23 protein-coding genes and 1 tRNA gene are annotated in these 22,627 nt (G+C 48.1%); 9 read left to right on the forward strand and 15 right to left on the reverse strand.

Features of this window, described 5'->3' with window-relative positions:
• Nucleotides 1-38: 38 nt before the first annotated feature.
• From AB2L51_RS10990 to pdxA, 7 genes are all read right to left on the reverse strand, one after another.
• Nucleotides 39-1,511 (reverse strand): sodium:solute symporter family protein, encoded by a 1,473-nt coding sequence (locus AB2L51_RS10990; protein WP_395582555.1) that lies wholly within the window; start codon nt 1,509-1,511, stop codon nt 39-41.
• Complete coding sequence (locus AB2L51_RS10995) at nt 1,508-1,705, reverse strand: DUF3311 domain-containing protein (protein WP_373318153.1); 198 nt, start codon at nt 1,703-1,705, stop codon at nt 1,508-1,510. The genes AB2L51_RS10990 and AB2L51_RS10995 overlap by 4 nt, the downstream gene beginning before the upstream one ends.
• Nucleotides 1,706-1,866: 161 nt before the next feature.
• Complete coding sequence (locus AB2L51_RS11000; RefSeq protein ID WP_395582554.1) at nt 1,867-2,358, reverse strand: hypothetical protein; 492 nt, start codon at nt 2,356-2,358, stop codon at nt 1,867-1,869.
• Nucleotides 2,359-2,375: 17 nt separating this feature from the next.
• Nucleotides 2,376-3,554 (reverse strand): anhydro-N-acetylmuramic acid kinase, encoded by a 1,179-nt coding sequence (locus AB2L51_RS11005; RefSeq protein ID WP_395582552.1) that lies wholly within the window; start codon nt 3,552-3,554, stop codon nt 2,376-2,378.
• A gap of 7 nt (nt 3,555-3,561) precedes the next feature.
• Nucleotides 3,562-3,894 (reverse strand): hypothetical protein, encoded by a 333-nt coding sequence (locus tag AB2L51_RS11010; RefSeq protein WP_395582551.1) that lies wholly within the window; start codon nt 3,892-3,894, stop codon nt 3,562-3,564.
• Nucleotides 3,895-4,617, reverse strand: coding sequence for a pyridoxine 5'-phosphate synthase (locus AB2L51_RS11015; protein WP_395582550.1), 723 nt, complete (start codon nt 4,615-4,617; stop codon nt 3,895-3,897).
• Nucleotides 4,614-5,585 (reverse strand): 4-hydroxythreonine-4-phosphate dehydrogenase PdxA, encoded by a 972-nt coding sequence (gene pdxA / locus AB2L51_RS11020; RefSeq protein WP_395582580.1) that lies wholly within the window; start codon nt 5,583-5,585, stop codon nt 4,614-4,616. Before pdxA ends, AB2L51_RS11015 begins: the two co-directional genes overlap by 4 nt.
• A gap of 266 nt (nt 5,586-5,851) precedes the next feature.
• Here pdxA and AB2L51_RS11025 point away from each other — a divergent pair, with 266 nt between their 5' ends.
• The 5 genes from AB2L51_RS11025 to AB2L51_RS11045 all read left to right on the forward strand — a co-directional run bounded on the left by AB2L51_RS11025 (nt 5,852) and on the right by AB2L51_RS11045 (nt 9,350).
• Complete coding sequence (locus AB2L51_RS11025; RefSeq protein WP_395582549.1) at nt 5,852-6,217, forward strand: LapA family protein; 366 nt, start codon at nt 5,852-5,854, stop codon at nt 6,215-6,217.
• A complete protein-coding gene (gene pyrF, locus AB2L51_RS11030) occupies nt 6,210-6,923 on the forward strand; it encodes an orotidine-5'-phosphate decarboxylase (RefSeq protein WP_395582548.1) in 714 nt (237 codons plus the stop codon). Before AB2L51_RS11025 ends, pyrF begins: the two co-directional genes overlap by 8 nt.
• A gap of 2 nt (nt 6,924-6,925) precedes the next feature.
• A complete protein-coding gene (locus tag AB2L51_RS11035) occupies nt 6,926-7,570 on the forward strand; it encodes a phosphoribosylanthranilate isomerase (RefSeq protein WP_395582547.1) in 645 nt (214 codons plus the stop codon).
• Between the two features lie 71 nt (nt 7,571-7,641).
• Nucleotides 7,642-7,732: transfer RNA gene (locus AB2L51_RS11040), tRNA-Ser, on the forward strand.
• Nucleotides 7,733-7,814: 82 nt separating this feature from the next.
• Nucleotides 7,815-9,350, forward strand: coding sequence for a DUF6538 domain-containing protein (locus AB2L51_RS11045; RefSeq protein ID WP_395582546.1), 1,536 nt, complete (start codon nt 7,815-7,817; stop codon nt 9,348-9,350).
• Nucleotides 9,351-9,354: 4 nt separating this feature from the next.
• Here AB2L51_RS11045 and AB2L51_RS11050 read toward each other — a convergent pair whose 3' ends face one another.
• Entirely contained in the window at nt 9,355-9,969 is a 615-nt protein-coding gene (locus tag AB2L51_RS11050) for a recombinase family protein (RefSeq protein ID WP_395582545.1), read from the reverse strand.
• Nucleotides 9,966-10,511 carry a hypothetical protein gene (locus AB2L51_RS11055; RefSeq protein WP_048854551.1) on the reverse strand — a complete coding sequence of 182 codons (546 nt, stop codon included), beginning with the start codon at nt 10,509-10,511 and terminating at the stop codon, nt 9,966-9,968. Before AB2L51_RS11055 ends, AB2L51_RS11050 begins: the two co-directional genes overlap by 4 nt.
• Before the next feature lie 423 nt (nt 10,512-10,934).
• Between AB2L51_RS11055 and AB2L51_RS11060 the strand changes: the two genes are divergently transcribed.
• Entirely contained in the window at nt 10,935-11,933 is a 999-nt protein-coding gene (locus tag AB2L51_RS11060; RefSeq protein ID WP_395582544.1) for an AAA family ATPase, read from the forward strand.
• Between the two features lie 56 nt (nt 11,934-11,989).
• Here the strand turns inward: AB2L51_RS11060 and AB2L51_RS11065 are convergent, their stop codons facing one another.
• The gene (locus tag AB2L51_RS11065) at nt 11,990-12,946 is read right to left on the reverse strand and encodes a hypothetical protein (protein WP_395582543.1); all 957 of its coding nucleotides are present in this window, start codon (nt 12,944-12,946) and stop codon (nt 11,990-11,992) included.
• A 411-nt stretch (nt 12,947-13,357) separates the two neighbouring features.
• On the opposite strand from AB2L51_RS11065, the gene AB2L51_RS11070 reads away from it, so the two are divergent.
• Together AB2L51_RS11070 and AB2L51_RS11075 are read left to right on the forward strand one after the other, a co-directional pair.
• On the forward strand, nt 13,358-13,543 hold the full coding sequence (locus AB2L51_RS11070; RefSeq protein WP_275178411.1) for a Flp family type IVb pilin: 186 nt from the start codon (nt 13,358-13,360) through the stop codon (nt 13,541-13,543).
• A gap of 161 nt (nt 13,544-13,704) precedes the next feature.
• A complete protein-coding gene (locus AB2L51_RS11075) occupies nt 13,705-14,361 on the forward strand; it encodes a Flp family type IVb pilin (RefSeq protein WP_395582542.1) in 657 nt (218 codons plus the stop codon).
• A 53-nt stretch (nt 14,362-14,414) separates the two neighbouring features.
• Here the strand turns inward: AB2L51_RS11075 and AB2L51_RS11080 are convergent, their stop codons facing one another.
• The 3 genes from AB2L51_RS11080 to AB2L51_RS11090 all read right to left on the reverse strand — a co-directional run bounded on the left by AB2L51_RS11080 (nt 14,415) and on the right by AB2L51_RS11090 (nt 17,316).
• Entirely contained in the window at nt 14,415-16,184 is a 1,770-nt protein-coding gene (locus tag AB2L51_RS11080) for a relaxase/mobilization nuclease domain-containing protein (RefSeq protein ID WP_395582541.1), read from the reverse strand.
• The gene (locus tag AB2L51_RS11085) at nt 16,184-16,582 is read right to left on the reverse strand and encodes a hypothetical protein (protein WP_395582540.1); all 399 of its coding nucleotides are present in this window, start codon (nt 16,580-16,582) and stop codon (nt 16,184-16,186) included. Before AB2L51_RS11085 ends, AB2L51_RS11080 begins: the two co-directional genes overlap by 1 nt.
• Before the next feature lie 314 nt (nt 16,583-16,896).
• Nucleotides 16,897-17,316, reverse strand: coding sequence for a hypothetical protein (locus AB2L51_RS11090; RefSeq protein ID WP_395582539.1), 420 nt, complete (start codon nt 17,314-17,316; stop codon nt 16,897-16,899).
• Between the two features lie 422 nt (nt 17,317-17,738).
• Here AB2L51_RS11090 and AB2L51_RS11095 point away from each other — a divergent pair, with 422 nt between their 5' ends.
• Nucleotides 17,739-18,389 (forward strand): AbiU2 domain-containing protein, encoded by a 651-nt coding sequence (locus AB2L51_RS11095; protein ID WP_395582538.1) that lies wholly within the window; start codon nt 17,739-17,741, stop codon nt 18,387-18,389.
• Between the two features lie 36 nt (nt 18,390-18,425).
• Here the strand turns inward: AB2L51_RS11095 and AB2L51_RS11100 are convergent, their stop codons facing one another.
• Together AB2L51_RS11100 and AB2L51_RS11105 are read right to left on the reverse strand one after the other, a co-directional pair.
• A complete protein-coding gene (locus AB2L51_RS11100) occupies nt 18,426-19,547 on the reverse strand; it encodes a 3'-5' exonuclease family protein (RefSeq protein ID WP_395582537.1) in 1,122 nt (373 codons plus the stop codon).
• A 1,016-nt stretch (nt 19,548-20,563) separates the two neighbouring features.
• A complete protein-coding gene (locus tag AB2L51_RS11105; RefSeq protein WP_395582536.1) occupies nt 20,564-22,138 on the reverse strand; it encodes a hypothetical protein in 1,575 nt (524 codons plus the stop codon).
• Nucleotides 22,139-22,627: the final 489 nt, after the last annotated feature.

Consider the following 22,627-nt stretch of genomic DNA (forward strand, 5'->3'; position numbering starts at 1 on the left):
GAGCATCCCTTTTTGCTGTGTAGCGTGTGGACCGGTGTTTAGGCCGGTTCTTCCACATTGTCGTGGTCTGCCACGATGGCTGTCTTTTTGGCTGGATAAAGAGCCGAAACCACAACAACAATAATCACATTGACCCCAAGGGCCAGCAGACCTGTGGAAACATTGCCCGAGAACAGGCCAAAGTTAACGGGGTGAATGGGCTTAAGTCCATCCATCCAGCACAGGCTTACCCCAAACACGGTGCCAATCAGCCAGCCTGCCAGCATGGCCGTGGCGGAAAAGCGCATTTTGAGCAGGCCCAGAATAAGTGCGGGAAAGGTCTGCAGAATGAACACGCCGCCAAGGAGCTGGAAGTCAATGGCGAATTGTGCATTCAAAAACAGCACGCACACCAGAGCGCCCAGTTTGACCACAAGCGAGGTCAGGCGGCTGGTGCGCACAGGGTTTTTCTGTGTAGGGAGCAGGTTGCTGGTTACAAGGTTAGCTGCCCCAATGGCCATAACGGCTGCGGGTACAAGTGCGCCAACAGCAATAGCTGCCAGACAGAAGCCGGCAAACCACGCGGGAAACACTTTTTGGAACAGCATGGGCACAACCATGGAATTATTGGTTGTGATAATTCCAGCGGCATGCGCCATAAAGCCAAGCATGGCAATCAGGCCCAGCACAATGGTGTAAACGGGCAGGAATACCGCATTCTGGCGAATGGTATCTGCCGAGCGGGATGCCAGAATACCCGTAAGTGTGTGCGGGTACAGAAATGCTGCCAGTGCAGAGGAAAGGGCAAGCGTTGCATAAGGCAGGCCCTGACCGGGTTTGAGCATGCTCTGGGCGTGTTCAACCGAGGTGAAAAGTGCTCCATACCCGCCGGTGTGCAGCGGAATGACCGTAACTGCCACAAGCACGGCAATATAGATCATGATATCCTTGATAAACGCGGTCAGGGCGGGGGCATGCAGCCCACCCAGCCACGTATATGCCGCTAGGGACAGGAAGGCGATGATCAGGGGCAGGTCCCCCGGCAGCCCAAGTGCCTGAATAACGGTGCGGATCCCAATAAGCTGCAAGGCAATATAGGGCATGACGGCCACAAGCCCGGTCAGTGCGACAACAACTTCCAGCGCGCGGCTGTCAAAGCGGGCACGCACAATATCGGCGGCTGTGGCATGCCCGCCTTCACGCGCGATTTTCCACAGTTTGGGCATAACGATAAAAATGAACGGATACACGATAATGGTGTAGGGCAGCGCAAAAAAACCGTAAGCGCCCGCAGCATAAACCAGTGCCGGCACGGCGATAACGGTATAGGCCGTGTAAAAATCCCCGCCGACCAGAAACCACGTAACCCATGGGCCGAACTCACGCCCGCCCAGTGACCATTCCTCATGCGAGGTGGCGTTGTTTTTTTTGCTGAACAGCCCGCGTATCCACTGGATGGAAGACCCGATCACAATGGTTGCGGCAAAGAAAAGGATAAAGACGCCAAGCGCCCATGGATTGATCGTGCTCACGCGCGGTTTCCTTTTTTCCAGACCACCCAGATCAGGACGGATGTCACCGGAACCCAGGCGAACTGGTACCAGTAAAAGAAGGGAAACCCGAGCAGGACCGGGTCGTGCCGATCATACAGCGGTGTCCAGAGCAAACCCAGAAAGGGTAGCAGAAGGAGGAGGTTGAGATATTTCATTTCGTGAAACCGGGTTATTTTGTTATTTTTGTTCGCAACCGACAGAACATGCCGATGGAAACCGGTGTATGTCAATTACGCCTGAAGCGATTTCAGGCGAGTATAATCAGAATTGTGTTTTTTGCGCATCAGATATGCTCCTGTTATAACATGATTGTTATAGGCAGGAGCAGAAGGGGTTAACGTGTGGTGTTGATCTTGCGGTCCTGTATCACTTTGCTCAGGCTGTCTCCGTACTGGCGGTAACTACCTTCTGGCACGCAGCCCAGTTCCTCCAGTTCCTCCAGATCAGCCCCCTGATTGATCCACTGCTTGGCCTCACGCGAGTCCAGTGTGGTGGGAATGGGCCGGGCTTCGTACACGACCGGCTGTTCCGAATCCTCCGCTGCTCCAAAGGACTGAAAACTGTCTTCAGCGGGAGCCTTGTTTTCGCTCAGGCTGACCTGCCCGCAGACAACCTGTTTTTTGTCGCTGTTGGTATGCACGCTCAGTCTGCGGAACTTGGGGTGTGCGCTGGAAAAACGCGTTGTCAGCGATTTAAGCGTTTCCTTGACAAAAGGTGATGCTTTTTGGGCGCTGTTATCCAGCATGGTCTGGGCTGCGGCAGTGTGGTGCATGGCCACGGAACCCAGGCTGGGCAAAATGATGCAAAGCGCGAAAAAACGTTTCATCAAGAAGGTCTTTCCTGTCAGTCTGAATGGGGTGGGGGAGGGCTGTTCGTGTGTGCATCCGGCCAGAGCCGACGCGCCCACGGCGTCATGCTCACGCAGGTCAGCCGCCCACCTGTCTGGGGGGATGGTACACCCGTTGTCGTGGGGAGGGAAAGAGGCAACCCGGCCAGGCTGCGCACCGCCAGAAAGCCAAAACATTCTGCCTCCAGTGCATCCCCGTTCCAGCCAAGCTGTTCGGCCGGGTAAAGGGTGCCGGGCAGAGCTTGGGCCAGCGCCGCCATAAGGGCCGGATTGTGCCTGCCTCCCCCGCAGACAAACCATTCCCGTGGCTGTTCTGGCAGCGGGGTGCGGGCAATGCTCTGCGCAGTAAAGGCGGTAAGAGTTGCCGCACCATCTGCAGCACTTAGTGCCCCGATCTGCGCCAGAGCGGAATGGAAGCTCATCCGGTCGAGCGATTTGGGGGCAGGTTTATGGAAGAAGGGATGCGCAAGGAGGCGGTCCACCAGAGCAGGGTCGGCGGTACCCTTGCGTGCCAGCTGGCCATTGGTGTCGCACGGTATGCCGGTGTGCTGGTAGGCCCAGTCATCCAGCAGGGCGTTCCCCGGCCCGGTATCACACGCAAGAATGCGCCCATCGCGGGTTAGTAGGGTAAGATTGGCAACGCCACCAATGTTGAGCGCTGCAACGGGGTGCGGTCGGTCACGGAGCAGGGCGGCGTGGTAAAGCGGGACCAGAGGAGCCCCTTCTCCTCCTGCGGCAACATCAGCGCTTCTAAAATCATGCACCACGGGCAGGTCAGTCAGGGCGGAGAGGCAGGCTGCATCCCCGATCTGCCATGTGCGGCCGGGCTGGTGCAGAATGGTCTGGCCATGAAAGCCTACAACATCCACCGCCCAGTTCGGGGCAAGTTCGCGCAGGCGTTGCACGGCCTGCACATGCACCAGTGTCAGGGCATGTTCCGCTGCCCTGAGTGCGGCATTGTCGGGGGTAAGGGTAGGCGCACGATCAAGCAGCTGGCGTAGATTCTGGCGTATGTGCGCAGGGTAGGGCAACGTCAGCGCTGGGCCGTGCGCGGTCACGGATATGCCATCCGTGCGGATGAGGGCTGCATCCACCCCGTCGAGCGATGTGCCGCTCATCAGGCCCAGTGCGTTCAGGCTGCCACCCGGCGCAAACGGGGGAGAGGATACAGGCATCAGCGCATCAGGGCTGTGTGGTTTCCAGCCCGGGCTGAACCTGCCCGGTGGCCACATTCCACAGCATGATCCGCTCGTGCTCCCTGCTCGCAATCTGGATAGCCAGCAGGTCATCATGCACGCGGGTTATGGCCAGCATGTGCTCGTCCGGCCCAAGGGCAAGGTGGGCGTTGCGGGCGTCCGTTAGCGGGATGGCACTGGCAAGGGCAGGCTGGTGGGGAGCATTCATGCGGTGGATGACCACGCCTACCAGAACAACCACACCTACAACAATCAGCACGCCCATGCCCACAACCGCAGCCATGAGCGCCTTTGGCGTCTTGTAGTCCTGTTCTTCCATTTAGTGTCCTGCTGCTTTGTCTATATGGGCGCGCATGGTCTGGATAACCGTTGGTAACCCGTCAAAAATGGCCTGACCGATCAGGAAATGACCGATATTCAGTTCCCGCACAGGGGTAAGGGCGGCAACAGGTCCGACATTCTCATAAGTCAGGCCGTGGCCTGCATGCACTTCCAGCCCAAGGCTGGCCGCCTGTGCGGCGGCGTGTTGCAGGCGTTCAAGCTCCCTCGATCGCCCCTGCGCGTAAGCGCCGGTATGCAGTTCCACAACCTGCGCGCCCGTGGCGGCCGCCGCGGCAATCTGTGCGGGGTCGGGGTCTATGAACAGGGATACCCGGATCCCCCAGCCCTTGAGCGCATGGACCTTGGGTGTCAGCACCGTGGACTGGCCAGCTACGTCCAGCCCGCCTTCGGTTGTCAGTTCCTCGCGGCGTTCAGGCACAAGGCAGCAGGCATGGGGCCGCAGCTTCTGGGCAATGCCGAGCATTTCCTGCGTTGCGGCCATTTCCATGTTCAGGGGGGCGTCTACCTCGGTGCGCAGGCGCTCAAGGTCTGTATCGCGGATATGGCGGCGGTCTTCGCGCAGGTGGGCTGTTATGCCATCGGCTCCGGACTGCACGGCCAGCAGGGCTGCGGCTACGGGGTCGGGGTGCTGGCCCCCACGGGCGTTACGGACGGTGGCAACATGGTCAATGTTGACGCCAAGCCTGATGGCCGGTCTCATGCATTTTTCCTTCTGTTCGCGGCCAGTGTTGCGGCCAGCCTTATGGCCGCTGCCAGGCTGCGTGGGTCTGCCTTGTTCTGGCCTGCTATGTCAAATGCCGTCCCGTGATCTGGCGATGTGCGGATAATGGGCAGGCCAAGGGTTACGTTTACGCCTTCGGCCATATCCAGTGTCTTGAGCGGGATCAGCCCCTGATCATGGTACATGCACAGGGCAACATCGTATTGTGCGCGGGCATGGGGGGTGAACATGGTATCGGGCGGCAGGGGGCCGCTTACGTGCAGCCCTTCATTGCGCAGGGTATTTATGGCGGGGAGAATAATCTCCTGCTCTTCACGCCCCATCAACCCGTGTTCGCCAGCATGGGGGTTCAGGCCCGCAAAGGCCAGTCTGGGGTGGGGCAGGCCAAAGTCGCGTTGCAGACCGGCAGCAACCGTGCGGGCCGTGCGGATGATCAGTTCAGTGGAAAGCTGGGCAATGGCATCCCGCAGCGCCACATGCACGGTAATGGGCACGACTTTGAGGGAGGGGCCTGCCAGAAGCATGACTTCATCTCCCGGTGTCTGGCAGAGTTCCGCCAGATAGCTCGTATGCCCGGGGTGCCGGAAGCCCGATCCCTGCACAACTTCCTTGCTGATCGGGTTGGTGATCATGGCCGAGGCCTCCCCGCTCAGGGTGAGTTCCGTGGCAAGGCGAATGCTCTCAAGAACACTGGCGGCATTGCGGCGGTCTGGCTCCCCCGGTGCGGGGGGCGTTGCCAGGTGCAGGGGCAGCACCGGCAGGGCATGGCCAAACACATCCGCACCAGCAGACAGGTAACGAATGGTCTGTACCGGCACGCGCCGCTCCAGCAGGGAGGGATCACCCACATATACAAAAGCAGGCCCGTTCTGGCGGAGAGCCTGCCAGACCGCGGCGGTAATTTCGGGCGCAATACTGGCCGGGTCACCCTGCGTCAGAACCAGCATGGCTGTGTCTTCCTTATCCGTCATTGTTGCTGTCTTTGCCTGAACCTCTGGCAAAGAAACGCAGAAAAGCGTGTGCGTAAAGGGGGGGGGAGTGTTCGGCCGGGCAGGAGAGCAGGCAAAGACCATGCACGGCCGGTGGGGGCGTGAGGGATATGTGTTTATGCCAACACGTGGGTAAAAGACCGTGATAGGGTGGTACAGGCTGCCTTGCGGCTGGTTTGTCTGCCATTCTTGTTCTTTGCGTAGGATAGGGCTACCACATCACCATGATCAGGCTCATAATTGTTGTACCGTTCCTGCTTGCACTTGTTGTGTTCAGTGCCAGTAATCAGGACCCGCAGGATATGTGGATGCTCACATATAGCTGGAAGTGCTCGCTGGGTGTGCTGGCATTAAGTGTGGGAGCGCTGGCTTTTCTGCTTGGAGCATTCTGCCTGTGGGTGGTCGAGTTCCGGCAGGGGCGCAGGGCGCGCAGGGCCGAGCAGCAGGTCCGGGATCTGGAGGCGCAACTGGCGCAGGTGCGGGCCATGCTGGCTAATCGTGCGCCCCCCGTCGTGCCTGTTCCTGATGGGTCGCCTGTTGTTACCTCACAGCTTAACCCCGCAGGGAGCGAAGAGCACTCCAATGTCTAATACACACCGGCGCACCGGCCTTATTGTTTCTCTGGATACGCAGGACCCTGCTCAGGCGCGCCAATGGGTGCGGGATGTGGCGCCCGTGTCTGGCATCATTAAACTGGGGCTTGAGTTCACTTATGCGGCGGGCTTTCAGGCTGTGGCAGATGTTGCCGGTGGGTCACCGCTGTTTCTGGACCTTAAGCTGCACGACATTCCCAATACGGTTGGTGCCGCGGTGCGCTCCCTGTCGCACCTGCGGCCGCGTATGCTTACCCTCCACAGCTCTGGTGGTCGCGCCATGATGGAGGCCGCCCGAGCCGCCTGTGATGAGGCTTTTCCTCAAGGGCAGCGGCCTCTGCTACTGGGTGTTACGGTTCTGACCAGTCTGGACGATCAGGGACTGGCGGAAACCGGGGTTATGGATGGCGCGCGGGCACAGGTGCGTCGTCTGGCCAAGCTGGCTGTTGAGTCTGGTATGGATGGTCTGGTCTGTTCGGCGCATGAACTGGATGTACTGCGCGATGATCTGGGGAGTGCCCCGGTGATTGTTACGCCCGGTATCCGCCCCGCTGGTGCAACAAAAGGTGACCAGAAGCGGGTCATGACTCCCGCTCAGGCGCGGGATGCTGGTGCGGACTGGATTGTGGTTGGCCGCCCCATAACGCAGGCTGCGCAACCGGCGGCGGCCGCTGCTGCCATTATGGCGGAACTGGAAAGCTGAACATGCCCCAGCGATTGCACACAGGTATTAAAATCTGCGGCCTTACGGAGGAGGCGGGATTTGATGCCTGCGTGGAATACGGAGCAGACTGGATTGGCTTTGTTTTTTTTGATCGGTCCCCACGCTGTGTAACGCCGCAGCAGGCCGCAATGCTTGCCACCCGTGGCGTGGGGCAGGCCAGAACCGTTGGCCTGTTTGTGCACCCACGGGATGAGGATATTGCGCGGGTTCTCGAGCATGCAGCCCTCGATGTCCTGCAGATTTATGCCTCAAAGGAGCGCGCACAGCAGGTTGCGCAAGCATTCGGCTTACCTGTCTGGCTTTCGTTCCCTGTTGCGGGAACTGCGGACCTGCCAGCATCCTGCCCTGTCCAGAAAATGCTCATAGAGCCGCGTCCTCCCAAGGGGGCAACCCGTCCCGGTGGAAACGCCCAGAAGCTGGACTGGTCCATGCTGGCAGGCTGGAAGCCTTTATTCCCGTGGATGCTTGCCGGAGGGCTCAGGGTAGATAACGTGGCAGAAGCGATCCGAATTACGGGCGCTCCCGATGTGGATGTGTCGTCAGGGGTGGAAAGTGCTCCGGGCGTCAAGGACCCTGCTTTGATTGCGCAATTTGTGCGCAATGCACGGCAGGTGAACAGGATTTAAGGGAAAAACGGCGAGAGAGGACTTTTCCCTCTTGCCTGTTCCGATAATCTTGCTATTACCGTCCTCACGCTGGAGAGATGGCCGAGCGGCTTAAGGCGCACGCTTGGAAAGCGTGTGTACGTTAATAGCGTACCGAGGGTTCGAATCCCTCTCTCTCCGCCACGCCACCTAAGTGGTTGATTTTACAGCACAAAATTTTTGGCTTCCCGCTGTGTGATACACGCTTGTGACACACGGAATGGACATGGCCACACCTTACATGACCCAACGTAGAAACTGCTGGTATTTGCGTGTCAGGAACCCTGCTGACCTGCGTCCCCTTATGGGATGTTATGTTGTTAAAAGCCTGAAAACCCATGATAGAATGACAGCCAGAAACAGGGCTGTGGCTCTGGTCGCTACACTGTCAGATATCTGGAACGACATGCGTCAGAAGCTCGCTCAAGCCATTACAGCCTACAGAGATGAACAGATTACGGCTTCTGATCTGAAAGACTTCCTGGCACGTCATCAGGAGGAAATCAGCCAGCTACCGGAAAATGACATCAAGGCTGTTGCTGAGTGGATGAAAGCCCGCATTGGCCTGCTGGAACATGACGTTCGTAAAGACAGGGAACAACTGGAACACCTGACAATCCTGACTGACGCATGGCAGGAAGCACACAGCAAAGGTGTTACCGAAGGGCTGGAAAGAGCCATCAAACTTGGTGGTGTGGCAAGTCCTGCTCCTGTTGCTTCTGTGACTGAGGAAACAGCAGAATCAGACACCTATTCCATGACACCATGGCCGGACCTTGTTGAAGAATTTTTTCGGGACCATCCTGGTTACAGCAGAAAAACCATCTCAGCCTATAACACCACGATGAAGCAGGTGCTTGCTGTCATTGGTCGCAAACCCATGCGGGATATGACCAAGGCTGACGTGAAACGCTATGCAGACCATCTGCGCGACACTCCGGGTCGGGATGGACAGGTTCGCAAGACGAAAACTATTGAACGTCAGATGTCAGAAATCCGCACCTTCATGGCCTGGGCTGTGTCCTGTGGGTATGTTGCGGACAGGGGCTTTGCTGATGTCAAAGGTCGCGGAAGAACCCTGGAGGAAAAACAGCTACGTCAGGAAGATATTCGCAGGGCTTTCACCTCTGATGAATTGAAGCGATTCTTCAACACGCCTCTGTTCCTTGGAAGCAAGTCTTCGACCATGCGAGCATCACCAGGGAATTATAGACACAGGGATCATGATTTCTGGTTTATGATGATTATGGCCCTGACAGGTGCGCGAGATGCTGAAATTGCTTACGCATCGTCTGACCTCTATTACCTGAAAGATATTCCCTGCATCGATTTGCGGAAGTCTGGCACCAAGACCCAGAACAGCCCCCGTCTGATTCCAGTCCTTCCCCAACTGCAACAGGTTGGATTTCTGGAATGGGCTAAAAGACAGAAAGCCAAAGGCCGGAGTCTTGTGGAAAGCCCCACTGGTGTCATTTCAGTAGATGCATGGTCCAAACGTGGGAATCGTTATCTCCGACAGGTAGGATATACCGATAAAGCGTTGGTCTTGTATTCCTTCAGACATACCTTCCGGCAGGTTCTCCGGACGTCCGGCTTACATCCAGAAATTGTAAATCGCATTTTTGGGCATGAGACGGGAGAGGTAGGGTCTGGCTATGGTTCCAACCTCTCATATGAAGAAGCTAAACTGTTTATGGACAAGGTGAAATACCCTGTCTTCCTTGACCATCTGGCTGACCGGAATGGGACATTCCTCTGGTAGCAGGTTACTTCAACGCCTCAAAAATACTGGTCTGGCGTGTAAACTGGTTTTTCTGTTGCATGGCCTGAACACGTCTGACCAATGTGGCTAAAGACACGCCAGCAATGGAAGAGGCATGTCTGTAGCTTTTTCCTGATGCTAAAAGGTCAAGAGCATGTTGCACCTTTGCAGAACTGGCTTTGGGTCTGCCTATGGAACGACCTGTTTTTGTTCCGTATTTCTGAGCATGGTCTATGCCACTTCTAATGCGCTCATTAATGGTCTCACGCTCATTCTGAGCAATGACAGACATCAACAGATAACTGACACGGCTTGACCTGTCTGACGTATCCACACCCTCTGTCAGACTTCTGACTGTTATCCCTTTCTGGTCAAATTCTTCCAGTAATCGTGCGAGATGGGCTGTTCGTCTTCCAAGCCTGTCCACCTTCCAGACTGTCAGAACATCCCCCTTGTTCAACAGAGACAGCAAACTGTTTAACTGTGGTCTGTCTTCTGTTGCACCGGAAATGACATCCATAAAAATTCTTTCTTTCGGAATCCCGGCTTCCAGCAATCGACTGACCTGCATATCAGTCGACTGGTCTCTGGTGCTGACACGTGCATATCCATAAATCATTGCACACCGCCAAAGACATGCAGAGCTGTCACTCTGTCCGCAAGGAAATAGCGGGCCAGATAATCTCCCAATGCATAATCATCAGGAAAGTAGCTCTTCAGGACAGAAGCACAGCCACAATCAAGGTCAAGATTGAAATAGGACATGCGATTTTTGCCATCCCCCTTTATGATTTCAATATCCCTTAAAACGCTTTCCAGAAAAGCCACTATGAAAACGGATAACTGGTCTTCGCCATATTTTTCAATAATCTGAGGAGCGAGCACGTCCAGAATATTCTGGATGCCATCAGAATGATATAAATCTAATAATTTATAGGCTTGGTCTTCTATCGTGCCTTCAAGCTTGTTGCTTGCGGGATATGTCGGGAATTCACGTAATGCGGAAATATAGGCTTCCTGCATTGTCTGTGTAATTTTAGAGGATTGCAGGAATATCCTGAAATTCTCTACATATCCTGGTGCAATGTCATCAAACCCCTCAACAGGTGAAAAAATATGATGGACGGTCAGGTTTCCAGTGCGGAATGTAATTTCACTCATAAAATATCTCCTTAAATTGTTAATCAGGGATTATTTTCTAAAATACTTTTGAATACACAATATTGAATACGATTTTCCCTTTGTATTTACATGATAAGGGATATGTATTCAAAAAGTCAAGTTTTTGAAACGGTATTTATTTAAATATTTTCACCATTACTTGGAATGGGTCTTGAGAGATAAAATTTTCCAGCCCCGGCTCTCATGGCGTAGTTTTTGTGGTATCATCCATTCCATGATGAACCGGCGAATATCCTTCCTGATTATTCCCTGACAGCTTTGGCTGTCTGTTCCTCATCCTTCCTTATCCCTGTTCTGTTTTTCATTCTGACAGGACAGGTGCGTTCATTCTCTGGAGGTAGTCTATGACCATACGACCGTCACTCTGCATTTCTTCCCTTTTCACACAACAGGAACAGGCAGATGACCGAAAACAATACTCCCGATACACAGACAGACTCTCTTTCTTCCGAAGCATTCCTTGAAGAACTTCTGGGCATTGTCCCGGATAAGGAAACCCCTGTTGGTGAACAAAGGTCAGGCTTTACCTGCCTGAAGGTTCTCCCCGAAGACCACAGCTTTCCTGAAAATTCCTCCTCAAGACGCATGGACCGTTTTGCCAGCGTCAGAAGGCTGGAAAACCCTGTCAAACTCCATACCCCCCGCAACTTTGCGACCCTTAAGGCCAGAGTTCTGGAAGCGTGTCCTCATGCTCCACAGGCTGTTGAGGTGCTGGCTTGCTGTGATGAGGAATGGTCTGAATGGGGAAAGGTTGTTCCCATGCGTCCAGTGCTTCTGGTTGGGCCTCCGGGGTGTGGCAAGTCCACAGTGGCAAGGTTTTACCATGAAATGGCTGGCTACCCTGTCAAAACCATCAATGTCTCCGGCATGACAGATGCTCTGTCCCTGATGGGGGTGCATCAGAGTTTTGGAGAAGCCAAGCCTTCTCTGGTTACGGAATGGATGGCCAGCACGGAACTGGCGAACCCCTGCATTATCCTGGATGAAATCGATAAGGCTCCAAGGGGTGGACAGCATGGGAATGTGCAGGATGTCATGCTTCAGTTCCTTGAAGGGATGGAAGCCGGGTCATTCAATGACGTGTATCTGAACCTGCCAGTCAATGCAGGTTACGTGCGTTGGGTGCTGACAGCCAATGACCTTTCACAGGTGTCAGAACCTCTCCGGTCCCGATGCAGGATTGTGCAGGTTGACCAGCCCAGAGGGAAAGACGTTCTTCATCTGGCACGCAGGATTATGGCTGAGATTGCCAGAGAACGTGACCTGCTCCCGCAATGGTTCACCCTGAGCCAGGAAGAGGAGGAACTGGTGCAACGCTACTGCACCAAAGACCTGCGCTCCATGCGTCACTACATTGAAGTCATCATGAAAGACCAGATGACCTATTGGAAGGTAGCCTGATACCAGAGGATGGAATGCCACTCAGTTGGGTGGCATCCTAGATGAAAATAAAACACTTATGGTTTGTTAGCTTGTGCGATAATATTTCTTTGTATAGCACTTTCATTGTCCCATATAGAAAACAGCTTCTGATAAGCGGCCATCAAATATTTTATTTTTGATTCAAAATCTGGAATAAAATCATCCAAAGAAGAGCAATTATTTTTTAAATCATCATTATTTTGGTATATCGTCATCCCCATGATATTTTTACAATATATAGAATCTGATTTCATTTCTTTTAGAAGTGCTGGAGATCCAATTCGTTGCACATTCTCAAGGTGATTTTTTTCTGCATCAATGAAGCTATTCTCTTGATTGTAAGCATTTTCTATACGCAAGCCAATATTCATTCCATTTACAGATTGTGATCCACCGATGGCTTCCTCTTGTAGCAAAGCTGCTTGCATTTTTTTTGTTCTGCCTTGTATTTCATAAATAGCAGTAGACAATTGTTGGATTCTGAGTGGTAATGATAAATTAACTTTTTGGTATTTATTTATATCTGAATTTATTTTCAATGAGAAATCTGTTATATTTTTTTCAATTTCATTTGTCTCTTTTATATGTAAAGATTTTTTCTCAAAATAACTTACAATTTCTTGATATTTTTTCACATCAGATTTTTCTAAAATAAGGTTTAATTTGAAATCACTACTTTGACCATCAACTATTATATGATTTTCTGAAAAGCTTCCGGAGAGAACTAAAGGTTGCATAAAAAGTTTATATAAATTGTTCGGTTCAAGTGTAAGTGTTAAAATTTTCCCATCTCTATATCCAGATAAGTTAAGCGTAAGTTGTTTCAATTGACCATCAGGTTCTAAATCTGCTTCTTGATAAAAACCCGTAAGTTGTTTGTTGTCATTCTGAATAATTTGAATCAAGAAAGCTTGGTTCTCATTTTTGGCGACATAAGTTCCAGAAATGACTGTAGGATTTTTGATTGCAAAAAAAGCTAGAATAGCCAACATGGAAAAACTCAATAAGGTTATGATCCATTTAATCATTTTATATTCCATATTTTCAAAATATCATTTTTTACTTTAAAAGTTTAATTCATATTCTCATATGAAACAATATGAATTTCGGATGCATAATCAAAAATTTGTTCATATAGAAATAGAATTGGGAATTAATATAATTGAATTTATTCATAAATAGCATCAGAAAATAAAAAACCACCAAACTGCTTTCGGGAGGGAGTTTGATGGTCACTTATGTCAATACAACATAAGATTATTATTTTATACATAAATGATAATGTCAAAAAAATAAATCATAAAAGTTCGTTTTTATTGAAAATATGCAAATCAATTCAGTATCATATATTCAAGGCATCATAAGTATGTGGTGCTCTATATTAATATTTGGAGGATTTTCATATGAAAACTTTAGTTAAAACTCGTAAAAATGAAATTGGTGCTACAGCTATCGAGTATGGTCTGATTGCTGCCTTGATTTCTGTAGCAATTATTGGTGCCGTTGGAACTGTTGGTGGAGACCTTAAAAGTGTGTTTACTTCTGTTGGTTCTTCTTTAGCTGAAGCATCTTCTGCATCTGGTAGTTAACCCACAGAAACAGGTTTGAAATAGTAGAGGGGGACCTTCTGGGGTTCCTTTTTTTTGCCCAGAGTATGAAAAGAATTTTTCAAATAACTCGATATGTTTGAAGTTATTCATGAATATATATTACAATAAAATTGTATATATACAATGGAGGATTTCAAATCATGATTTATTATAAAAAGAAAATACAGCAGGATGTTGGGGCAACAGCCATAGAATATGGCCTTATTGCCTCTTTGATTGGTGTTTTGGCTGTTAGTGGTATGTCCGCAGTTGGTATGAATTTATCAAATACTTATTGCACCGTATCCAAATATCTTGGAGGGTCGGGGGAGTGCTCTGGTTCTACCAATAGTAATTCAAGCGGTAGTAGTTCTACTGGCTCCGGTGGAAATGGAGACCCGATAACTCAAATTACAACAGAAGATGACATGAATAAATTGAAAGATTCGTTATTGGATAATTTTAATGATGGTTATTTAGATAGTAGTTTGGGAGGAGAAAATAGTGACGCACCAAATTCCGAACCCTTGGCGGGCTCCTACTTATCTTTAATGAACGCTTACAATCAGAAAAATCCAGATGATCAAATTACACATGTATTTGGTCTTTATGATAAATCAACTCATCAACCTATAACGTCTTGGGAAAAGGCTTCTGAAGGTCTCGAAGCTTATGCAAACGGAAACCGTCTTATTGAATCGGGAACAAAGGACGGTCCTTACGGTGAGACAATAGAAGTCACAACTGCACAGGGTCATGTATATACTGTCGATGCTGGATTCAATAATATGTCAGAACAACTGATGAAAGGTTCATAATAAAAAATCACCCAGAGTGAACCTTTCGAGGTTCCTTTTTTGTGAGTATTTCCTTATATTTTCAATGCATTTGAATGGCTTTCAACGTCTGAATTGTTCTGTTTCATCCATGCCATGTTGTCATTTGTGTCCTGAAGAATTTTCGCATTTTCCGCGTCAATTTCCCTGTTCTTCCTGTCGATGACTTTGTTTTCCAGATAGCCCACATTTCTGGCAATCATCTGTGTCAGCATATCTTTGCCATGCAGGTTCAGGAAAAACTCAAACGTGACAGGAATCCTGTTCTGTTGGGCATGTAACTTCTGATAATTTTCATAAGATGATTTGTATAAGAGATAACTTTCAAACAGGATATTGTCCTGCTGGTCTTCTGACATCATGTTCCATGTCGCATCACTGATGGGAACAGGAAGTCCAAAATTCATGGCAATGGGATAAACCTTGTTTCTGATGGTCACAGACCCACCAAAAAACAGGCTCAGGAACAGTTCCACCAGCAAAAGCAGGATGTTGCTGTCAATGCTGTTGTTCCATTGGTCAAGCCAGTATTGCTGGTCTTTAAGGTTCTGATAGGCTCTGCGATAGAAATACCAGTCTTCCTGTTTTGCCTGTTTCAATCGTGCTTTTATGTCCCTGATATAATCCGGGGTAATCAGAACGACATGGGACAGGCTGGCAACGTGGATGATGGTTCTGTTCAGCTTTCCAGTGCTGATAGTCTTTGCAAAATTTTCCCCTGTGATGACAGGATTTGAACCTGTTGCTGTGCGATGGTTTCGAGCAACTGTTGTATCTGGTCGATGGGGGAGGGTTTCTCTCCTGTCTGGTTGCTCATCAGGTCGAGAATGTCCTGTGTGTTCCTGTTTGCTCCACAGGCTTCCTGATAGGTCTGCTGGTATAAAGTAATCCTCTTGTCCTGTTCCGAGTTCTGGAATGGTTCTGTCATTGATTTTTCCTTTCTTTTGAATGTCTGCATAAAATGGGAGGTCATACCCCCTGACGTAGTCCACAGCCTGTTTTGCTGTGATTTTCAGAGGTTTTCCCTCTGCCTTGGAAGCCATGTTGACCAGCCTGTTCAGCGCATGAACATTGCCCGTCTGGTCTATGACAACCGGCCCTTTGTCTCCCATAGCCATAAAACAGCCATAGGTCTTTAACTGCTCCATGAGAACAGTCGGGACAAAGCTTTTCCAACCCTTGAGAACGATTACAGCCAATCCAGCCTTATCAATATGGGTGCGTTCCTGTTGGGCACGTTCCTGGGGCTTCAGTTTCCCTCTGGTGCGTATTCCTTCCAGTCCTGCATCCCTGAGTAATTGGGCTTCTACTGTTTTCCCTTCTGCTTCCAGAGCTTTGATGACCGCATCATTATGTCTGCCGGACAGGATAGGTTCCCCTGTGCGTATTTCTGCCAGCCGGTTCAGTTTCTCACGTCTGATAAAATCGTTATCCATTCGGATACAGGAACCAGATGGCAACAGAAGGGAATACACCCTGTGCTTATGTTCCCGGCCATGTTTGACATGCACAACTTCAGTGAAGGGCTGTTTCTGGAGAGAAAATTCTTTTTCATAGGACTTCCAGAAATCAGCCCATTGGTCTGGTGTCCAGTCTTTCGCGGGGTCTGCATGAACATGGTGGAGAGGCTTGGAATGGCTGGCATAACTGCCAATGTGGGTGAGTTCTTTAATCTGGTCTTTCGTGCCGGTTTCAATCAACCCACGTGATGCACCCACCATGACAGCATCATTCTGATGCTTGTAGTCCAGAAGGTGACGCCATAGTCCTGAGCCACCCTTGCCACGTGTAGCCCCGCTAATCATTATTTTCCTTCAAGCTTCTTGCGGAGCCTGTCCAGATTACGCACGGCTTCACGCACATCAGGGATAAGGGATTCTGCTTCAGCATGAGCCATGACATGACCCTCCTGACGTGATTTGATGGCGTATTGCACCAGTGCCCCACACAGTTCAGCCGTGCTTTCCCTGAGCCTGTAAAGCTCCTTGATGTATTCCGGCTTGGGAGGTGTGCGTGGATTATAGGCTTTGACTGGCTTGACCTTCTGATATGTATCAGAGGGAGAAAGAGCACCAGCCAGACACTCGCGCACAAGACTGTTGGCTGTGATGTCACGCTGTCTGGCATGGTTTGTAATGCACGCATATTGTTCATCATCCAGACGAACCAGTAACGATTTTTTCAGTTTTCTTTTTTCACTCATGAAATGGGTCTCCTGCTTAAATGGGGGTCAACGGGGGAAAAGCATTTTCCCCCTTGCCAGTTACCAGTAGACGCAAAGCGGATACTGGTATGCCTGGCTATAATCAAAAGATAACAAAGGAGATGGCAAACAAGATGAGAAAACATAAACAGGTATAAAAAGGTATTTTGTAGGTCTAATACAGGTACTTTACATAAAATATGTTACATACCTGAAAACTTAAACATAATTTTGTGTTGATGTGATTTTATAAAAACAGGGAAACAGTCAACATAAAATACTGTTGACTATGAAGGGGAAAACATAAGGAATGGTCAAGCGGGAACGCTGTTGATTGTTTTCTGATTTTTCTGTTGGCGTGACTTCCTGCGAACAACCTTGCTGACAGCATCTTTCAACGCATAGGCATGGTTTTTGAGTTCTGAGAGGTCTTCAGGACTATCCTGGATAACGTCCAGTAAGGTGCCAAGGTCCTGGAAGATGGAAGGAAGGGTTGTAATCTGTCTTCTGACACGTTCCCTGTTCACGGCTTCACTGGTGACACGCCACCATTCCAGAACCTCAGCCTTTTCCTGCGTGGTGCATTTATCCAGAATGGCACTTGAAACCATGGAATAACGGCAGGGGAAAGAGCCAAGGGTTTCCTTGATGGCTCGCTTCTTTTCAGGGCTGTAGGTCCAACGACTGATTTCCCATTTGGGTCTGGCTTTGTTCTCTAATAATCGAAATTGCATGGTAAAATCTCCTTATAAAATAAATAGTCAACATTTTATGAACGTGACGTTCAAATATAATTATAAATAAGTATCAGGAATAATTTCAAATATATTAATTCTATTATTTGATATTATATAATCAACAGGATTGCATGGTGATGTGTCATGCTGTTGTTTGCAGGATACTCAACACGAGAGAGCCACCAGAATATGGTTCATCAGCCTATCCCGAGAGACGACTTTTCATCGTCGCGCCAGAAGCTATAGTGGCTGGATAAACATTTGTCTGACCCATTCAAGGTGCGTATCCTGATGTCTGCTCTGTCTGAACTGCTTGATCCCCTTCGTGATTCTGCTGTGAGTGAGAGAGTCACCCATTTTGATGGCTGTCATTGTCAGCTTAGAAACTATAAATAATTTTCCATCACTGGATATCTTTGATGATTAATCAAATTGATATTGAAATAGAAAAAATCCGTAATAAGGAGCTTTCTGTTTTTGCGAGAACAATTAACGATGCAATGAAAAGCTGGGAGACATACAAGGTGTTGCAGAAAAGCAGTATGTTTTTTCAGTCAGTTTTTGACAGAAGCAGTGCTCTTCATGCATATAATAACATTCAGTATTCATTAATTATCAATACATGGATGTCACTTTTTAAACTCTGGGATAAAAGAACGAGAGGTAAAGAGAACGTCGTATTTTCTCGGATATATACATTAATCAAGCCCAATACATTTCTTTTGCATGTTTCTCAGATATATAAAAATGATAACATAATAGAAAAATATAGGATAAACATCGATTTTTTTATAAGAAAATATGATAAATATACTAATGGAGAGAGAAAAAATTTATATAAAGAGTTTGAGGGGATTAGGAATGAATTTATTGCTCATGCTGGACCAGATGGTTTGTTGACGTATGAACATACCCTTAACGATCTTGATGAATTTTATCAGGATTCTATAAAAATGATAGAATCAGTTTATATAATATTTAATAATTTTATATCTTTTAATGATATTTGTCACTCTTATCAGAAGCAGGCAGAGAAATTAGTAGATATACTTAGACAATCAACGACATAAAAATTATATGACTGGCATTATGTAAATTTTAATGTTTTAAAAATTAATAATGTTTTCCTCTGAAAACTGTTGCCAACGGTGAGCCGGAAAAGGAATAATCTGAGCCGGTTCATCAGTGGCTTTTTCATACTTTGCAACCAGTTCTCCGGCTAACTCCCTGCCAATACGGGTAGCAGAGTTCAGGAACAGGTTCATGTCTTTCCACTGACAGGTTTCCATCCAGGCCGTATCAAGATTAAAGGCTCTACAGCTACTTTTGATCATGTAGCTGTCAAAATCCACCCTGTAAGCCCTGATGGTTCTTCCTTCAAGCAGACTGACAATCTCAGGGTAAATCTCCGGCCATGTGGAGACCTTGTTATTATCCATACTCGCACCATACTGGAGCACGTCTTTGGTCATGTGATGGTAGTTGCTGGCTCCCTTTGCAATCGCCACAGAAGGCTTGCAGAAACGATTAAGCACCAGTTGCCCCTTATGGTCTGTAATCGTAATCTGAAGCACCTGGTCATGGGGTCCCTGACCTGTTGTTTCCACGTTCAGCACCAGATGCGTTTTTGCGTGAATTTTCTTCCTTTCTGACATGGGACACTGAGCCAGTTTTCCGGGTCTTTCTATCTGTCTCAACAGGGCTTTCAACGCCTTGTCAGTGTCCAGACTGGTCATGAGACGGGAAAAATCATTGTTCCACCACAACATGGAAATCTCTGCGGGTTTCAACCCTTCCCATATGGCTCTGAGAGTGGCTTTCTGAACCTGTGAAAACGATTTACGACAATCACCCAATGCGGGCATCAGCATCCTGTCATAGGTAAAATCCATGCCTTTTTTGATGATGAAAGGCTGAAGATAAGGTTCAACCAGTTGTTCCAGCACTGTGCGTCTGTAGGCAGTTCTATCCTGAACTGTATCAGGAACCTCTATGAACTCAGGAAACATCCAAAGAATGTCACGTCCCAACTCTACCAGTTTATTGACAACAGCCGTTCTTGGGGCATTCACCATGACAAAATCACGGATGTAGAAACTGCTACTATATCCGACTTCACGTGCAGAAGAGAAACAACGCAGGTAACGTCCAGCCAAGGGACAGGAACGTTTGTCAGGGATTCTGATGCCTTCAGAGAGCAGGGAAAAGACAGTGCTGTAATTTATCATAGTATTACTCCATTCAATAACTCCTTAAATATACGTCATTTATAAACTATATTTAAATAAAATGCAATGTTTATATACGTGTATACAAATAAATATATAAAATACTTATAATATTAATGGGAATGATCAACAGGTTTGTTTGTTGTTTTAGTCGTGTGTTTTGCATGAAATGGTCAACAGGATTTTCTGTTGACTGGTAAGAGAAAAAACACAGTAAGGTTCAACAGGAGACCTGTGCGATTATGTGTTGAAAAAATCAGAAACAGACGAAATACCCCGGATATCATTCGGAAACAGGTATGCCGGATTAACCCTGATGGGAAAGCATCGGACATGCTGTTTCAACGAGAAAGTAAGCCACGGAGAGAAACAGAACAGACTTTCAGGGAAGATTATACCCTTCACGGGCAAACCATGCTTCTACGGTTCATTTATGGAGGAAACCGGAAGTTCACTACAAAACAAAAAAATCTGTAGTGACCTTTGAAACCAGAAACAGGTTTTCCAGATGAATCTGGTGGAACGGGTAAAACGCGAAATAAGCCACACAGAGACACGCAACAGGAACGAAGGGTATAATCTTCCCCTGTAGGGTAAAAACCGTCTCCACGGGTCAATTATGGAGATTTACGAGGGGTATGGAACGAACCTGATAGAGTGAATCACAAGAAACAGAGAAAATGAGTCTGATTCATCTGAAAGGGATAGGGAAAAAGAAAAGAACCAAAAGAAAAAAAGAATGTTGGGTGGATTTCATAATCCATAGTTATCCGTCCCCACCTGTCTCACAGGTGGAAAAACTGATGTATCAAGAATCAAAACCAGAACAGACAGTCTTGTTAAATGGAATCAACGCGATACGACACATATCCAAAATTGTTCGAGTATGGAAAGATAGCTCTCGCGCGCGCGTAGTATATAGATTTTTTATCATATATCCCGATAACTATACTTCGTATAGTTATCCGTCCCCACCCAGTCACCCCTAAAAACATAGGGAAACATTGGGGTTTTAATTAAATTAACCCCTGTTTTTTTCGTTTGTAAAAAGTTTTTCTGGAAATATTCAAAGCTTCCCAAGGTTTTGCCTGTTCCTGGCTACCAGCTTTTGTCTGTTCCAACCATTTCTCTCTGGTCTGACCTGTTGAGTGTGGTCTTTCCTTACGTCCTTCGGTCTGCCTCTTTGTGCGTTTTCTGAGCAATCTTTCTTCGCGGTCAATGAGCACAGCCATATGCGTCATTTCCTCGCGGGTTAGAGCAAGAAGCTGAATCATGTCGCTGGTCGTATAGGAATAACCACGTTTCTTGGCTCCTTTCTCAAAGTCCTTCTGGGCATTGGCTTTCAAGGTGCTGAGAAGGGTATAACAGTTCTTGGTCATCCATACGTCAAAATGCCCATCCATCCATTTTGTCACTTCCCGCATAATGTAGTCAGGCTTGTGTATCTGGGCAATCATGCATCCTGCCAGAAACAGAGGCATGTCACGAAATCCCGGTTTTGCTTCCCTTCCATGACAACGTAAGTGAATCAGGGTTTTCAAATCATGCAGAACCTTCCTGCACCAGGATTCCCAGGACCTGTAACCTTTTGCGTTTCTGACCTTGGAACTGTCTGCACATTCCCTGTGTCCAATGGTTCTGCGAAGATAGGTTACGCTGGCATCACGTTTGACTCTTGGTTTTCTCGGCTTTTTGGCTTCCTGATATTTTTTACGTCTGCGTGTCAGGTCGGAGGCATGGTCTGCATCCTGTGCTACCTTGATGGCTTCAGGAAGGTTCAGGGTCGTGCAAAAGTTGAGAACATCTGAGGTTTCCATGTCCTCCTGATGAATTTTCTTGCCCATGAGCTTTTCATACAGGTCATGGAACTCATAAGTCCTTCCATGCTTTACGGCTGGTTCAAAATACTGTTCCGGCAACCAGTTGCCCTGCACCGGCCAGACAATACGACAAGGCAGTTTGGTCTTTGAATTAATCGAACCAGGAATACGAAGCACGCGGGATGTATCTTTGACGGCTGGATCAGCCTTCCATACTTCAAACAGGGAGATGAGTTTGACCATCATCTCACGGAAGCTGAGTTTGACATCTTCTGTGGCGGGCTGGTTCTCAGTGAACTGCCAGAGAGCATAAGCTCCATTGCCTGAATCAATAATGTAGGAAGGCATGACGATATGATGCTGGTCACAGAACATGCGAAGCCTTTCGGACTCCCATGCCCCCATACCTGTTTTTTCCCGGATATGCAGGGAACGATAGTCACTTGTGGGTGGGTTTTTATAGAAATCCAGGTCCACCCAAAGATGACTGATAAAGGCACAATGAACACCTTTACGGTCTGGTTCATTGAAAAAACATTGGGAAAAGTAGCGGTCTACCTTTCCCTGATGTTCGTGCATCAAAGCATTAAAGGATTCAGCTTTATGTGAGGTTTGAACAGGATTTGCACCAGACCTGTCCAGAATGGAAACATATGTGCCAGCAGGAAGAGTGCGACCCAATAAACTGTCTTTGTGATAACTCGCGCAGGCTTCATCAATCTGTGTAAAAAAATCCTGTTCGTTATGATTTTGTTCTAATGCTAATCCCATAAAATTCTTCTCCTTTAATCAGGATGAAGAAAAAATTACGAGAACTACATTTTTTACTTGACTAATTCATTTAAATACTACATAATCAAAATCATAAAACGTGGTAGTTTTTGTTTCTCGGTGGTTTCGTCTCCATCGCATTTGTTAAAGTCAGATGTTTGTCGCATCTGGCTTTTTCATTTATTAAAGCATAAAACGTTAATTTATGCAAGTAAAATATAAAATGTAGTTATATAGAAACCATATTATAAATGAAAATGTATTTTTACTTGACAAAATACCCAAAATTGTGCATACTAAACTTACACAAAAACAGTAGTTTGGATGGAGTAGTTCCCCATCTGTGTTATGGAAGCCAGATTCTCACAAGTCTGGCTTTTTTGTTGTCCAGATTTCAGGGTATCCTTTGTTGAACTGGCTGTTGAGCCATTCCATTTAATGTTCAGTCTTCCTTGCCTGTGTTCCTGTCATGCTGGTTGGACAGGTCTG

Origin of the sequence: Acetobacter fabarum, assembly GCF_040702925.2 — a bacterium.
In the GTDB taxonomy this organism is placed as follows: Bacteria; Pseudomonadota; Alphaproteobacteria; order Acetobacterales; family Acetobacteraceae; genus Acetobacter; species Acetobacter fabarum_B.

What these genes read in the sequence shown, in the direction of transcription:
- AB2L51_RS11100 (WP_395582537.1), bottom strand. Translation starts at nt 19,547, where the DNA reads ATGATAAATTACAGCACTGTCTTTTCCCTGCTCTCTGAAGGCATCAGA.
- AB2L51_RS11070 (WP_275178411.1), top strand. Translation starts at nt 13,358, where the DNA reads ATGAAAACTTTAGTTAAAACTCGTAAAAATGAAATTGGTGCTACAGCT.
- AB2L51_RS11085 (WP_395582540.1), bottom strand. Translation starts at nt 16,582, where the DNA reads ATGAGTGAAAAAAGAAAACTGAAAAAATCGTTACTGGTTCGTCTGGAT.
- AB2L51_RS11045 (WP_395582546.1), top strand. Translation starts at nt 7,815, where the DNA reads ATGGCCACACCTTACATGACCCAACGTAGAAACTGCTGGTATTTGCGT.
- AB2L51_RS11075 (WP_395582542.1), top strand. Translation starts at nt 13,705, where the DNA reads ATGATTTATTATAAAAAGAAAATACAGCAGGATGTTGGGGCAACAGCC.
- AB2L51_RS11060 (WP_395582544.1), top strand. Translation starts at nt 10,935, where the DNA reads ATGACCGAAAACAATACTCCCGATACACAGACAGACTCTCTTTCTTCC.
- AB2L51_RS11080 (WP_395582541.1), bottom strand. Translation starts at nt 16,184, where the DNA reads ATGATTAGCGGGGCTACACGTGGCAAGGGTGGCTCAGGACTATGGCGT.
- AB2L51_RS11065 (WP_395582543.1), bottom strand. Translation starts at nt 12,946, where the DNA reads ATGTTGGCTATTCTAGCTTTTTTTGCAATCAAAAATCCTACAGTCATT.
- AB2L51_RS11095 (WP_395582538.1), top strand. Translation starts at nt 17,739, where the DNA reads ATGATTAATCAAATTGATATTGAAATAGAAAAAATCCGTAATAAGGAG.
- AB2L51_RS11035 (WP_395582547.1), top strand. Translation starts at nt 6,926, where the DNA reads ATGCCCCAGCGATTGCACACAGGTATTAAAATCTGCGGCCTTACGGAG.
- AB2L51_RS11055 (WP_048854551.1), bottom strand. Translation starts at nt 10,511, where the DNA reads ATGAGTGAAATTACATTCCGCACTGGAAACCTGACCGTCCATCATATT.
- AB2L51_RS11005 (WP_395582552.1), bottom strand. Translation starts at nt 3,554, where the DNA reads ATGCCTGTATCCTCTCCCCCGTTTGCGCCGGGTGGCAGCCTGAACGCA.
- AB2L51_RS11105 (WP_395582536.1), bottom strand. Translation starts at nt 22,138, where the DNA reads ATGGGATTAGCATTAGAACAAAATCATAACGAACAGGATTTTTTTACA.
- AB2L51_RS11090 (WP_395582539.1), bottom strand. Translation starts at nt 17,316, where the DNA reads ATGCAATTTCGATTATTAGAGAACAAAGCCAGACCCAAATGGGAAATC.
- AB2L51_RS11015 (WP_395582550.1), bottom strand. Translation starts at nt 4,617, where the DNA reads ATGAGACCGGCCATCAGGCTTGGCGTCAACATTGACCATGTTGCCACC.
- pdxA (WP_395582580.1), bottom strand. Translation starts at nt 5,585, where the DNA reads ATGCTGGTTCTGACGCAGGGTGACCCGGCCAGTATTGCGCCCGAAATT.
- AB2L51_RS11000 (WP_395582554.1), bottom strand. Translation starts at nt 2,358, where the DNA reads ATGAAACGTTTTTTCGCGCTTTGCATCATTTTGCCCAGCCTGGGTTCC.
- AB2L51_RS11025 (WP_395582549.1), top strand. Translation starts at nt 5,852, where the DNA reads ATGATCAGGCTCATAATTGTTGTACCGTTCCTGCTTGCACTTGTTGTG.
- AB2L51_RS11050 (WP_395582545.1), bottom strand. Translation starts at nt 9,969, where the DNA reads ATGATTTATGGATATGCACGTGTCAGCACCAGAGACCAGTCGACTGAT.
- pyrF (WP_395582548.1), top strand. Translation starts at nt 6,210, where the DNA reads ATGTCTAATACACACCGGCGCACCGGCCTTATTGTTTCTCTGGATACG.
- AB2L51_RS11010 (WP_395582551.1), bottom strand. Translation starts at nt 3,894, where the DNA reads ATGGAAGAACAGGACTACAAGACGCCAAAGGCGCTCATGGCTGCGGTT.